This is a genomic window from Cupriavidus sp. 01T418 (assembly GCF_056398885.1).
Genome location: NZ_JBFTQG010000061.1, coordinates 1 through 12,604, shown reverse-complemented (window position 1 = coordinate 12,604; position 12,604 = coordinate 1). Strand labels below are relative to the sequence as shown.

10 protein-coding genes and 3 pseudogenes are annotated in these 12,604 nt (G+C 65.0%); 8 read left to right on the top strand and 5 right to left on the bottom strand.

What is annotated here, in order from left to right:
• Positions 1 to 30: 30 nt before the first annotated feature.
• From AC1DQ3_RS33070 to AC1DQ3_RS33060, 3 genes are all read right to left on the bottom strand, one after another.
• Positions 31 to 453 carry an Hsp20/alpha crystallin family protein gene (locus AC1DQ3_RS33070; protein ID WP_477124325.1) on the bottom strand — a complete coding sequence of 141 codons (423 nt, stop codon included), beginning with the start codon at positions 451 to 453 and terminating at the stop codon, positions 31 to 33.
• Positions 454 to 590: 137 nt separating this feature from the next.
• Positions 591 to 1,235 (bottom strand): response regulator, encoded by a 645-nt coding sequence (locus AC1DQ3_RS33065; protein WP_477124324.1) that lies wholly within the window; start codon positions 1,233 to 1,235, stop codon positions 591 to 593.
• Positions 1,232 to 2,587, bottom strand: coding sequence for a PAS domain-containing sensor histidine kinase (locus tag AC1DQ3_RS33060; protein WP_477124323.1), 1,356 nt, complete (start codon positions 2,585 to 2,587; stop codon positions 1,232 to 1,234). Before AC1DQ3_RS33060 ends, AC1DQ3_RS33065 begins: the two co-directional genes overlap by 4 nt.
• Positions 2,588 to 2,753: 166 nt before the next feature.
• Between AC1DQ3_RS33060 and AC1DQ3_RS33055 the strand changes: the two genes are divergently transcribed.
• Positions 2,754 to 3,281, top strand: a complete 528-nt coding sequence (locus AC1DQ3_RS33055; RefSeq protein WP_477124322.1) for a response regulator — start codon at positions 2,754 to 2,756, stop codon at positions 3,279 to 3,281.
• Between the two features lie 181 nt (positions 3,282 to 3,462).
• Positions 3,463 to 4,182, top strand: coding sequence for a helix-turn-helix domain-containing protein (locus AC1DQ3_RS33050; RefSeq protein ID WP_477124344.1), 720 nt, complete (start codon positions 3,463 to 3,465; stop codon positions 4,180 to 4,182).
• Positions 4,183 to 4,221: 39 nt separating this feature from the next.
• Here the strand turns inward: AC1DQ3_RS33050 and AC1DQ3_RS33045 are convergent.
• Positions 4,222 to 4,395 (bottom strand): annotated as a pseudogene (locus AC1DQ3_RS33045) (DNA polymerase III); the annotation flags it as partial.
• Between the two features lie 8 nt (positions 4,396 to 4,403).
• Between AC1DQ3_RS33045 and AC1DQ3_RS33040 the strand changes: the two are divergent.
• From AC1DQ3_RS33040 to AC1DQ3_RS33015, 6 genes and pseudogenes are all read left to right on the top strand, one after another.
• A pseudogene (locus AC1DQ3_RS33040) lies at positions 4,404 to 5,507 on the top strand (thymidine phosphorylase); the annotation flags it as partial.
• A pseudogene (locus tag AC1DQ3_RS33035) lies at positions 5,504 to 6,401 on the top strand (ribose-phosphate pyrophosphokinase). The pseudogenes AC1DQ3_RS33040 and AC1DQ3_RS33035, both read left to right, overlap by 4 nt.
• 170 nt (positions 6,402 to 6,571) lie before the next feature.
• On the top strand, positions 6,572 to 6,856 hold the full coding sequence (locus tag AC1DQ3_RS33030; protein ID WP_477124321.1) for a DUF1488 family protein: 285 nt from the start codon (positions 6,572 to 6,574) through the stop codon (positions 6,854 to 6,856).
• Between the two features lie 30 nt (positions 6,857 to 6,886).
• Positions 6,887 to 7,894, top strand: a complete 1,008-nt coding sequence (locus tag AC1DQ3_RS33025; RefSeq protein WP_477124320.1) for a 1-phosphofructokinase family hexose kinase — start codon at positions 6,887 to 6,889, stop codon at positions 7,892 to 7,894.
• Positions 7,895 to 7,956: 62 nt separating this feature from the next.
• Positions 7,957 to 8,436 (top strand): ATP-dependent metallopeptidase FtsH/Yme1/Tma family protein, encoded by a 480-nt coding sequence (locus AC1DQ3_RS33020; RefSeq protein ID WP_477124319.1) that lies wholly within the window; start codon positions 7,957 to 7,959, stop codon positions 8,434 to 8,436.
• Positions 8,437 to 8,486: 50 nt separating this feature from the next.
• Entirely contained in the window at positions 8,487 to 11,210 is a 2,724-nt protein-coding gene (locus tag AC1DQ3_RS33015; protein ID WP_477124318.1) for a bifunctional acetate--CoA ligase family protein/GNAT family N-acetyltransferase, read from the top strand.
• Positions 11,211 to 11,619: 409 nt separating this feature from the next.
• On the opposite strand, the gene AC1DQ3_RS33010 is transcribed toward AC1DQ3_RS33015, so the two are convergent.
• Entirely contained in the window at positions 11,620 to 12,000 is a 381-nt protein-coding gene (locus AC1DQ3_RS33010) for a TraR/DksA family transcriptional regulator (RefSeq protein WP_477124317.1), read from the bottom strand.
• Between the last annotated feature and the right edge of the window lie 604 nt (positions 12,001 to 12,604).

Below are 12,604 nucleotides of genomic sequence, written 5' to 3'. Positions count from 1 at the left end.
CGCCCGCGGGCGGACCCGGAAAACGCCGTGTCAGCGGATCGTCACGCGCTGCTGTGGCGAGGCTTCCTTCTTGGGCAGTACCACCCGCAGGACCCCGTTCTCGTAGCTGGCGTCCACCTTGCTTTCGTCCACGGCGCTGTCAAGCGTGAAGGCGCGCTGCATCGAGCCGCTGTAGCGTTCGCGTCGGATCACGCGCTCGCCTTCCTTCTGCTCGGAAGACCTTTCCACCTTGGCTGAGATCATCACCGTGCCGCGATCGACGGACACTTCGATGTCTTCCTTCCTGGCGCCGGGAATCTCCGCGACCAGGTTATAAGCCTTTTCAGACTCGATCACATCGACCTTGAATGCAAATCCTCCTTCATAGTTGCCACGAAAAGCACGCAACATGCCTTGCAGCACGTCGCTGACAGGTTCGATAGACAACGGGTCGTGAACCCTGAGATTGCTCATTGTCGCCTCCTTGCGGTGAAGGGCCCGCATGGGGAGCGGACCTCCACTTCATGGTGGCACAGCGCCCTTCTAGCACCTTGTCCCAGATCAAGCACGGCGTCTTCCGGCAACGAGAGAGCGACGGAGCCAGGGCTGGCCTAGATATCGCCTTCGTCGAACAGGCGATGGCGGATCGCATAGCGCACCAGCGCCGCCTCGCTGGGCACCTGCAGCTTTTCCATCAGCCGCATCTTGTAGGTGCTCACAGTCTTGGCGCTCACGCACAAGCCAGAGGCGATCTCGGTCAGCGGCTCGCCCAGCACCAGGCGGCGGTAGACTTCCATCTCGCGGTCCGAGAGGCGCAGATGGGGATCCTCGAGGTGCTCGTCCTGCAGGCTGTTGGCCAGCTTCTCGGCCATCGCCGGGCTCACGTAGGTGCCGCCCGCCGCCACCTTGCCGATAGCGCTGACCAGTTCCGTGGCCGCGCTTTCCTTGGTCAGGTAGCCTGCCGCCCCGGCCCGGAACGCACGCACCACGTACTGCTCCTCGGCATGCATGGTCAGTACCAGGATACGCAGCGCGGGCTGCTCCACGCGCAACTGCTTGATCAGCTCCAGCCCGCTTCGACCGGGCATGGAGAGGTCAAGCAGGATCACGCGGGGCTTGCACTCGCGCGCCATCTGGAGCACGGCGGAGCCGTCCACCGCCTCGCCCACCACCTCGAAGCCGCCGGCGCGGCTCAGAATGTGGCGCAGTCCGTCGCGCACCACGGCGTGATCGTCGGCAATCATCACGGGAATCATGGACTTGCCTCCGCAGTCGCAGTCGTGGCCGGTGGGAAACACACGGTCAGGCAGAAGCCTTCGCCAGGCGCTTGCCTGGTCGCCACAGTGCCGCGCAGCAACCGTGCGCGCTCCCGGATCCCGACCAGCCCCAGCGATACCCGCTCGCCACCGGCAGGTTGCGCGGCGGCATCGCCGCGGCCGTTGTCCCGCACGGTCAGCTCGTAATGGTCGTCCTGGCGAACCAGCTCGATATCGACACGGTCGGCCTGGGCATGCTGAACGACATTGCTGAGCGCCTCCTGCACGATACGGAACACCGCGGTGGCCGCGTGCTCGCCGACGTCTTCCTCTTCGGCGGCATGGGTGATGACATTGATGCCGTAGCGGACGGAGAACTCCTTTGCCAGCCATTCGATCGCCGGAATCAAGCCAAGCTCATCCAGCAATGCCGGGCGCAGGTCGGCGGCGATGCGCCGCACCGAAGCCACGGTTTCATCGATGACCAGGTGCATGGCGGCAGCCTGGTCCAGCAAGCCAGGCGCCGTTCCAGCGTCCTTGAGGTCGCTGGCGAGGATAGCCAGGTCCATTTTCAACGCGCTCAGGCGCTGGCCCAGGTCGTCGTGCAATTCGCGGGCGATGCGGCGACGTTCCTCCTCCCGCGAAGCCTGGACCCGATCGGACAGTTGCTGAAGCTCTTCCCTCGACTGCCGCAAGGCCGCCTCCGCCCTCACCCGCTCCGTCGTGTCGCGCAGGATGACGGTAAACAGCTTGCCGGCGCTGTCCTGCGTCTGGGAGATGGAGGCCTCGATGGGGAACTCCGTGCCGTCCTGGCGCAGCGCATGCAGTACCCGCTGCTGGCCCATCTGCCGCTCCGTGACCCCCGTCACGCCGAACCGGCGCACGTGGGCCTCATGGGCCACACGAAAACGCGCCGGAATGAGACCCGCCAAGGGGCGGCCGATCACATCCGCGGCGGCATAGCCAAATAGACGTTCCGCCGTGGGGTTGAACAACACAATGCGCTGCTCTTCGTCCACCGTGATGATGGCTTCCATCGACGAGCGGATGATTCCTGCCAGCCGGACTTCGCTGCCCTGGGTACGCGCCAGGTTGTCGTCTGCGGCGCGCCGCAATCGCCGCAAGCGCACCAGCAGCAGGGACAGCATCACGGCCACCGCCAGGCCCCAGGCGCCGAGCATCGGCGCGGCCAGGCCGCCCGGCCGTGGGGCGATTGCAGTGATGAACCACAGTGCCAGCAGCATGAGCAGCAACAGCACAGCCCCGCCCGCCGCCAGTTCGCCAAGCGTGGCATGAAGCGATGTTTTTGGCGCAGAAGGCAAATTCGGTGAAGGAGGTTCTTTGGTCGCCATGGCTGGTCAAGAAGTGCGTCCGAATATCCAAAAATCCTGCGAGGGCCACCGGAGGCTCCCCCGTAAAGGTAGCCGATTTGCGCAAATTGCACACGCTAGTTGTGATGTGCCCGTAATTTAGCAGGGCAGGCGCGGCTAGCGCCATCAGCCGCACAGGCGATGGCCCTTGTCAGGCTTTCCTGACAAGGGCGTTCTCTTTCCGGACGACACTCTCAGCCTCCCCTTCTTTCGCGCTGCACGGCCATTCACCATACTTGGAAGCATGAACCACCCGGCCCGCCACCAAGCCCTGACCGTACTGCTGCTCGAGGACTCTACCCTGATCGGCGTGCGGCAGACCAGGATGCTGAGATCGATCAAAGAGCTGGAATTGCTCGCCTTGGCCCGGGATCCGCGTGCAGCACTGTTGGCAGCACAGATCCTCCTGCCCGATGTCATCATTCTCAGCCTGAACCTGCACGAAAAATCCTGGCTGCAGGTGCTGCGGGACCTGAAGCGGATGCGTCGCCACGCAACGGTGATCGTGCTGAGCAACTGCTCGGTGCCACCGATGCGCTGCGCTTACCTGCAGGCTGGTGCTTCGCTCTTTTTCGACAAGACCACGGAGTTCGATGCGCTGCGCGACGCCCTGCTCCGCCTCGCAGTAGACAAGAGCGCGGCGACGGGTACGGTGAAGGAGATCACCACAGCGTAGCGAGCGCGGGGTTTAGTGCCGCGCTAGGTGCCGGCGGCGAGAGCGATTCACAACAGCGGCCAGCCGAACCGGGTGGGCCCAGGAGACAAGGGAAGCAACCATGTCAGAGTATCTGCAGCGGGAAACACCGGCGGCAATGCCTGTCGGCCCCCTCGGTGCCGAAGTCCTTGAGCCCCTGTTCATGTACAGGGACACCGCGCCGCCTGCCAGCGTGACGCACAAGGCAAACTGCTCAAGCTGCGCAATGCGCGCCATCTGCATGGGTGGCAACCTGAACGATGCGGATCGCACCAGGCTGGATACCGTGATCCATAGCTGGCGGATGGTCCGGCGCGGCGAAGCGCTTTACCGCGCCGGCGACGCGTTCCAGAGCATCTATGCGCTGCGTTCCGGATCGTTCAAGACGGTGGTGTCCCACCAGAACGGATGCGAGCAAGTGAGCGGCTTCTTCCTCACCGGCGAGACCCTCGGGCTTGATGGCATCTGCACCGAGCGGCACGCCTGCGACGCCATTGCCCTGGAAGACAGCGCGGTGTGCGTGATTCCCTTCCATCTGCTCGAAGCGCTCTGCCGGGAAATGCGCTCGCTGCAACAGCATGTGCACAGGATGCTAAGCAGTGAAATCGTGCGCGAATCGGGCGTCATGCTCCTGCTCGCCAGCCTTTGCGCAGACCAGCGCGTAGCGGCATTCCTGCTCAATATCTCGGCCCGCCAGCACGCACGCGGCTACTCTCGGCGCGAACTCACGCTGCGCATGACGCGCGAAGAGATCGGTAGCTACCTGGGCATGAAGCTCGAAACCGTCAGCCGTACCTTGTCGCGCTTCCAGCGCGACGGCCTGATCGATGTGAAGGGAAAGCGCGTGACCCTGCTGGATTTTGACGCGCTGGACCAGATCTAGGGCCCTGCGTGCCCCGTTCGCCACGACCGCCTTCTTTTCTTACATGGTGCGCTTGAGCAGCACCCGCAACGCAGTCAGCGAACGGGTATTGAGTACGTCCCGAGCTTCCAGCCAGCCGCGCCGCGCCTGGCTTACGCCCAGTGGCAAGTTGCCCATATCAGCCAGGCTGTGCGCATCCGAAGCAATACTGACAAGGACGCCCTCCGACCTGGCCAGCTGGCGCCTGCGCGGGCAGCCGGATGACGACGCAGGAAACCATCGACCTGACCTGCGCCATGCTCGACACCGGCGACCGGCTCGACTGGGACCGCCGCGTGGTCGCCGACAAGCATTGTGTCGGCGGGCTTCCTGGCAATCGCACCAGCCCGATCGTGGTAGCAATCTGCGCGGCGGCGGGCTTGCTGCTGCCCAAGACCTCCTCGCGCGCCATCACCTCCCCCGCCGGCACCGCCGACACCATGGAAGTACTGACCCGGGTCACACTGAGCGCGGCGGAGATGCGCCGCGTGGTCGAGCGGGTCGGCGCTGCGCTGGTATGGGACGGCTCCCTGACGCTCAGCCCGGCGGACGATGTGTTGATCCACGTGGAGCGCGCCCTGGAGATCGATAGCGATGCCCAGTTGGTAGCATCCGTGCTGTCGAAGAAACTTGCGGCAGGCTCCACCCATGTGCTGATCGATGTACCGCTCGGACCCACCGCCAAGGTCAGGACGGATGCCGACCTGGCGCGCCTGCGCCTGCTGCTTGAGGAGGTAGCGCACGCATTCGGCATGCATGTGCTGGTGGTCCATACCGACGGCAGCCAGTCCGTGGGGCGCGGAATCGGTCCCGCACTGGAAGCACGCGATGTGCTGGCCGTGTTGCAGGGCATCGTGTCGGCTCCGGCCGACCTACGGGGCCGCGCCCTGCTGCTATCTGCAAGACTGATGGAATTCCGCGGCGCGGCGCTCACCGGTCAAGGCCTGGCGCTGGCAACGCGCCTGCTCGCCAGCGGCGCCGCCTGGGCCAAGTTCCAGGCAATCTGTGAGGCGCAGGGCGGCTTGAACCAGCCGGCCAGCGCCCCACTGCAGCGCGAAATCCTGGCGCCGGCCGATGGCATCGTGACCAGCATCGACAACCGGCGGCTGTCGCGCGCAGCAAAGCTGGCGGGCGCGCCAAATCGGAAGGAGGCGGGTATTGACATGCACGTCCGCCTCAACGACGCCGTGCGCGCAGGCCAGCCCCTCTTTACCATTCACGCGCTGGCACAGGGTGAACTGGCATACAGCCAGGACTTCCTGACAACGCATCCCGCGATCGATATCGGCATGAGGGAGCAAAGATGAAACCAACCTTGTTCGCCTTGCCGGGCAACGAGCGTGCCGCGCGGGCACTGGCGGCAGCACTGGGAGCCGACTGGGGCAGCGCCGTGATACGGTATTTCGCCGATGGGCGAATCCAGCGTGCGCCTGCTGTCACCGCTGCAGGGCCGGGAGGCCATTCTCTTTTGCACCCTCGACCGTCCCGACGCGAAAATCGTTCCCCTGCTGTGGGCTGCCATCGCCGCGCGCGAAGGCGGTGCAAGCCGTGTCGGCTTGGTGGCGCCCTACCTCGCATACATGCGGCAGGACGCCGTCTTTCATTCAGGCGAGATCGTGGCCGCTCGGCATTTTGCCGCGCTCCTGTCCCGTCACTTCGATTGGCTGGTCACGGTGGACCCGCACCTGCACCGCATTGCCAGCCTTGCCGACATCTACACCATACCGACGCAATGCGTGCAGGCCGCGCCAGCCATCGCATCATGGCTGCGGGCCACGGTGATCCGGCCGTTCCTGATTGGGCCGGACGAAGAAAGTCGTCAATGGGTTGACGACGTCGCACGCCGGTGCCATGCACCAGCCACGGTGCTGCATAAGACGCGGCAGGCGGACCGCAGCGTTGAAATCCAGGCACCGGACCTGAACGCAGCGGTGGAACGCACACCAGTCCTGCTGGACGATATCGTGGCCACCGGCTCGACTATGGTTGCGGCGGCGCGCCTGCTGCGCGGGGCCGGCCTGCCACCGCCGGTCTGCGTGGCCGTGCACGCGGTACTCGCGGGCTGTGCTTATGCGGAACTGCACGCGATTGCCGCGGACATCGTCACTTGTGACACGGTCTCCCATTCATCGAACGGGATTGCACTGATTGCGCCGCTGGCTGAAGCGGTATCCGCGGTAGCCGGGATGGCGGCACGGTAGACGCAACGCACAATCTCTTGCGCCGGCTTGACGTTGGTCAGGAAACCGTGTGGTTCGGCTTGCAGCTGCAACCGTACTGCCTAGACTGCAGAAAGTCGACAACGCGATCGCGGCTTCGACGTTTTCGTGCTTTTCCCTGCTCTGCCTTTTCTCGCCCGGGGGTCGATGCCATGACCATCAAACAGATCATTTTTCCCAAAGCCAGCCCCTCCTATTGCCCCGCCGATCTGTCTCTCGAATGCCCTGTCAGCGTGAACGGCGCACCGGCCAGCTACGCGATCACGGCCGAAGCACTGGAAGACCACTTTGGCGCGCGCTCGCACCGGGCTGAAGACCTGATCCAGGCCTTCGAAGGTCACCGCAAAGATATCGAAGGTGTAGCCCGGCAGTTGTTCGAAATGACCGCCGCCCACAACATTGTGCTGCACAGCGGTCATTTCCGCTTCGCGGTCTAGCGCGCCAATGTCCAGAGGCGACGTCGGGTCATGCCAGACATCGTCACTGTGACGCTGAATCCCGCCGTGGATGTGGCGACATCCGTCGAGCTGGTGCTCGATACACGCAAGTTGAGATGCAGCGCCGGGCGGCGGGATCCGGGAGGCGGCGGAATCAATGTGGCTCGTGTGGTGCAGCGCCTGGGTGGCGACTGTCTCGCCCTGTATCTCGCCGGCGGCGCAATGGGCCGCATGCTGACGCAACTGCTTGATGCCGAGCAGGTGGCGGGCCAGTGCATCGGAATCTCTGGCGAGACGCGCGAGAATTTTTCCGTTTCCGAGACGGCGACGGGACGCGAGTTCCGCTTCGTGCTACCGGGTCCGCCCGTAACCCGGGATGAATGGGAACGCTGCCTCGGCCAAGTGAACTCGCTTGCAACGCCACCGCGATACCTTGTGATGAGCGGCAGCTTGCCACCTGGAGCACCTGCCGATCTGTACGCCCGGCTCGCACGCTCAGCCAGCGCGCGCGGCACACGCGTGGTGCTGGACACCTCGGGCCCCGCGCTCGCAGCAGCGCTGCAAGAAACAGGGGTTTTCCTTGTCAAGCCGAGCCTGAATGAGTTGCGAGAACTGACCGGCCGGCCGTTGGCCAGCGAAACGGAATGGCACAGCGCGGCGCAGGATATCGTCCGCGACGGACGGGCGCGAATAGTGGCGCTTACGCTAGGCGAACGCGGTGCGCTGGTGGTTAGTGCCGAACAGACTTTGCAGGTTCCGGCCCTGCCGATGCACGTTTGTAGCGCGATAGGCGCGGGCGATAGTTTTCTCGCCGCGCTGGTCTGGGCACTGAACCGAGGCGCCGGCATCGAGGAGGCTTGCGGCTATGGCCAGGCTGCCGCTTCAGCATCGCTGCTGAGCGCTGGCACGGGACTTTGCAGCCGGGCCGACGTCGAGCGCTTATACCGCGAGGCCTCGGGCGACGCGAACTGCGCCTCCCGGCCAACGGCTTGCGCTGGATCAAGCCCCGGCGCGTCGGCTGGCCGATACTCCGATTAACGTCAGCCCGGCGTGCCCAGAGAAGCCCTGCCCGGTGCAATTTAACGAGGACGGCATGGAGCATGCGACATAAACAACTTTCGCTCGGATACCTGCTTTTTGCCTTGATGCTAATCCTGGCCATGCAGATCCTCATGCGCACGAGCAACGTGCAAAGCCTCGCTTACAGCGATTTCAAGGATCTTCTCAAAGTGGGCAAGCATCGTGATCTCCAAGTCGGCGAGCAGAACATCACGGACATGGTCAATACCAAGGATATCGAGACCTTGCTGCCAGCCAAGCAAGCCGTGGCGCTAAGCCGCACAGGTGATAGTGATCGCCCGTTCGCTATGGTCAGGGTCAGCGATCCCGATCTGATCCATGACTTGGAGGCGGCAAAGATCCGCTACGTTGGCGAGCAATTAATGGGGGGCCCCGCTGCTCTTCTGGGTATTGCCACGCCTGGTCTTCTTTGCCATCTGGAGCTACTTCGTCAAGCGCGTCGGCTCGACCACCGGCGGCCTGATGGCGATTGGCAAGAGCAAGGCACGCATCGCATCTAAATGCGAACGCGCTGACGAACCCCTCCCACCCCAACGACCTCTACACCACGATGAGTATCCGTAACCTAGAACATCTGTTCCATCCGCGCTCGGTCGCGGTGATCGGCGCATCCGCACGCCCACACAGCGTAGGGGCCACCGTGTTCGCCAACCTCTGTTCCGGCGGCTTTGCCGGCCCGGTGTACGCAGTGAACCCAAAGTACCGTGCACTGGATGGCCGGCCCTGCTACCGCTCCGTCGCTGCCCTGCCCGATGCGCCCGAACTGGCGGTGATCTGCACGCCGCCCGATACGGTGCCGGGCCTGATCGCCGAACTGGGCGAATGCGGCACCCTGGCCGCGGTGGTCCTGACCGCGGGCATGGCGCGCCGGCCCGGTGCCAACGGGCAAACGCGGCAGGATGCGATGCTCGGCGCCGCAAGGCCGTATCTGTTGCGCATCCTCGGCCCCAACTGCGTAGGGCTGATGGTGCCGGGGCTGGGATTGAACGCCAGCTTCGCGCATGCGCCGGCCCTGCCCGGCAAGCTGGCCTTCGTCTCGCAGTCCGGCGCCCTGACCACGGCGGTGCTCGACTGGGCGAGATCGCGCCAGATCGGCTTCTCGCACTTCGTCTCGCTGGGGGACAGCGCCGATGTCGACCTGGCGGACGTGCTCGACTATCTCGGCAGCGACCCGGGCACGCAGGCGATCCTGCTCTATGTGGAAGCGGTCAGGTCCGGCCGCAAGTTCATGTCTGCCGCGCGCGCGGCTGCCCGCAACAAGCCGGTGTTGATCATCAAGGCCGGCCGGGTTCCCGAAGGCGCGAAGGCGGCCACATCGCATACCGGTGCGCTGGCGGGCGCCGACGATATCTATGACGCGGCGATACGCCGGGCCGGAATGCTGCGCGTGGACACCACCGAGGATATGTTCGACGCGGTGGAAACGCTCGCGCGGGCGCGGCCGCTTGCCGGCGATCGTCTGGTGATCATGACCAACGGCGGCGGCGCGGGTGTCATGGCCACCGATGCACTGATTCTCGGCGGCGGCCGTCTGGCCACGCTGGGAGACGACACGCTGAAGCTGCTGGACGCGGTGCTGCCACCAACCTGGTCGCACGGGAATCCCGTCGATATCGTCGGGGACGCTCCCGTCGAACGTTACGTCGACACCTTGAAACGACTCGCGGCGGACCCCGGCGGCGATGCCATCCTGATGATCCACGCACCCACCGCGATCGTGCCCAGCAGCGATATCGCCCTCGCCCTGACCAGCGCCATCGTGCCGGTCACGCCATTGACGGCATCGCGCCCCGTATTCACGAGCTGGCTTGGCGGCGACGCGGTGGCCCGCGCCCGCCAGATCTGCCGGCACGCGGGCCTTCCCACCTACGACACGCCGGAACAGGCCGTGCGCGGCTTCCTGCAGGCCGTGGCCTATCGCCATAACCAAGAACTGCTGATGGAGACGCCGCCATCGGTTCCGGCCGGTCCCGAGCCAGACAGCGAACGGGCGCGACAGTGCATCCACGAAGCGCTCGCCGCCGGCCGCACGATGCTGACAGAGCCCGAGGCCCGCACGGTCCTGACAGCCTATGGCATCCCCGTGGTGGAGACCCGGACCGCCACCGATATCGATACCGCTGTCGCCGCCGCCGAGGGCATCGGCTTTCCGGTTGCCGTGAAGATCCTGTCGCGGGACATTACGCACAAGTCCGATGTCGGCGGCGTGGCACTGGACCTGCAGTCTGCCGGCCAGGTACGGCAGGCCCTGGCACGTATGGAAGCCCGCATCCGCGGCGAACGGCCTGGGGCCCGCCTGGATGGCTTCACAATACAGCGCATGATCAGCCGGCCGGGGGCCTTTGAATTGATTCTGGGCGCCACCACCGATCCGGTGTTCGGTCCGGTGGTGCTGTTTGGCCACGGCGGCACTGCCGCCGAGCGCATCGCCGACCGCGCCATCGCCCTGCCGCCGCTGAACATCAACCTGGCGAAGGATCTGGTCGGCCGCACGCGGATTGCAAAGCTGCTCGCCGGCTACCGCGACCAGCCGCCGATCCATCATGAGGCCCTGTACCGGGTCCTGATGCAGCTGTCGCAACTGCTGTGCGACCAGCCGGAGATCGCCGAACTGGATATCAATCCGCTGCTGGCCGACAGCGCAGGCGTGCTGGCGCTGGACGCGCGTATCGGCGTGGCCCCGGCCACGCAGCCTGGCGCCGCCCGTCTTGCCATTCGCCCCTATCCCAGGGAACTGGAAGAAACGGTGACGTGGCACGGCGCACCATTGCTACTGCGCCCTGTGCATCCCGAAGACGAGCCCGCCTACCAGGCCTTCTTCGCCGCCATGACGCCGGAGGATATCCACATGCGCTTTTTCTGCATGATCCGGCAGCCGCCGCACAGCCAGCTCGCACGCATGACCCAGATCGACTACGCCCGCGAAATGGCATTCGTCGCCATTGGTCCAGCGACCGGCGAGCCGCCGGCGATCCTGGGCGAAGTCCGGGCCGTGGCCGACCCCGACAACCTGCGCGCCGAGTTCGCCGTGGCGGTGCGCTCCGACTGCAAGCACCAGGGCATCGGCACCCTGCTGCTGGACAAGTTGGTGGCCTACTGCCGCGCACATGGCACGCGGGAACTGGTCGGCACCACGCTGGCCACCAACACGGCAATGCTCAGGCTCGCCGAAAGCGGCGGTATCCGGGTTCTGCGCACTGGCCGACCGGCAAGCGACGGCGTTGAACTCCGACTCCTGCTGACGGAGCCCAACCCAGGCGACGTGCGACGGTGAGTGCTATCGCATGCGCGCCGACATGACCCGCTTGTTGATCACGAAAGGCGAAGTGGGCGCCAATCCCATCGAGGGCGACTGCGCCGATGTCTGGCTAAGCCGATAGCCAAAGCGATGCAAAAGACGACTACCGTCTGATCCATGCCAGTTCCCAAGGCAACAAACAGGAGACAAGCGCGAGAGCGGGTGCTATGCCAACGCACTGTCTTTTACTTTCTTTCAGTCTGGATCATGCGCACCCGACATGCTTAAAGCGCCGCGAGAGACTCCGAGAGGAAGAGGCGGGACACCTCTCCCGCGACGGAGCCCATTTCGTTGCCGATCGGAGCGCACAGGTCGTCGTCAACGCCGAGCACGGTCCCCCCGGGCAGGCCCGACTTGGCTGGAACGCATAAATGCCCGGCTATGCTCATCGCATACCGCTCGGCGCCCCGAGCATGTGCTCGTGTAGCCGCTGGCATGGCGTGCAGCGCTTGGCCGTGGCATGCGCCTGCAGGCGCGGATAGGGAATGGGCTCCCCGCAGTCCAGGCACACGCCGTAGCGCAGCTCGACGATTCGCTTACGCGCCGCCGCTATGTCGGCCAGTTCCATGCGGTAGTGTTCTGCCACGGCATTGTCCATGCGCTCCTCGGTGCCATGCTCGGCGAGATCCGCGTCGTCGCTCGGTTCGCGCTCGGCGGACACCGTGCGGGAAACGGCAGCGGCGTCCATCTGGCCGCGGATCCTTTGCTCGCTGCTGTCCAGCAAGGTGATCAGGCTGAAGAGCTGCTCTTTAGTCAAATTGGACATCGTGGACTCCCACGCGCGGAAAGGTGGATCATTTCAATGATGCGATGACATCGGGCAAGCGGCTTGCGCCAGGTCAAATGCCGCGATCCGGATCTTGTCACCCCCAGCCGCATTACGAGCAACGCCGGGCCCCGCAGGTACGGTGGCATCTGCCCTGGGCTTGGGCGGCCGAAACCAATCCGGTCCCGACGTGCAGCCAGCGCAAAGCAGGGCGGCAAGGCAAGCCGCGAGGCTACGCGAACGCGCGGAGCCGCTCCCCGGACCTTCTTCGGAAACTATCATCCTCATCGCCTCCCCCTGTCACCGGCGCATGGGCCGCCGGCATGAAGTGCCTGTGGCGTCGCGCGCCGAACCATCGTTCTGCTTCAAGCTTCAATATAGGTGGGTGGCTGCCGGTCAACTTGATCCGCGTCAATCTAACTTTCGGCCACGCGCATAGCATGGGCATATGACCTGCCCGATCGGGGAGACAGGCACCTGGGAGAGCCCGGCATGGAACCGGCTGTACTCACGCAAGCGTTGATGCGCCCCACGGCCTACCTACATCCCGTGGCCAAAGTCAGCCTCATCGAGACACGCACATCTCGCAAGTGTTCCTTGCCGG

What these genes read in the sequence shown, in the direction of transcription:
- AC1DQ3_RS33070 (WP_477124325.1), bottom strand. Translation starts at nt 453, where the DNA reads ATGAGCAATCTCAGGGTTCACGACCCGTTGTCTATCGAACCTGTCAGC.
- AC1DQ3_RS33065 (WP_477124324.1), bottom strand. Translation starts at nt 1,235, where the DNA reads ATGATTCCCGTGATGATTGCCGACGATCACGCCGTGGTGCGCGACGGA.
- AC1DQ3_RS33060 (WP_477124323.1), bottom strand. Translation starts at nt 2,587, where the DNA reads ATGGCGACCAAAGAACCTCCTTCACCGAATTTGCCTTCTGCGCCAAAA.
- AC1DQ3_RS33050 (WP_477124344.1), top strand. Translation starts at nt 3,463, where the DNA reads ATGTACAGGGACACCGCGCCGCCTGCCAGCGTGACGCACAAGGCAAAC.
- AC1DQ3_RS33030 (WP_477124321.1), top strand. Translation starts at nt 6,572, where the DNA reads ATGACCATCAAACAGATCATTTTTCCCAAAGCCAGCCCCTCCTATTGC.
- AC1DQ3_RS33025 (WP_477124320.1), top strand. Translation starts at nt 6,887, where the DNA reads ATGCCAGACATCGTCACTGTGACGCTGAATCCCGCCGTGGATGTGGCG.
- AC1DQ3_RS33020 (WP_477124319.1), top strand. Translation starts at nt 7,957, where the DNA reads ATGCGACATAAACAACTTTCGCTCGGATACCTGCTTTTTGCCTTGATG.
- AC1DQ3_RS33015 (WP_477124318.1), top strand. Translation starts at nt 8,487, where the DNA reads ATGAGTATCCGTAACCTAGAACATCTGTTCCATCCGCGCTCGGTCGCG.
- AC1DQ3_RS33010 (WP_477124317.1), bottom strand. Translation starts at nt 12,000, where the DNA reads ATGTCCAATTTGACTAAAGAGCAGCTCTTCAGCCTGATCACCTTGCTG.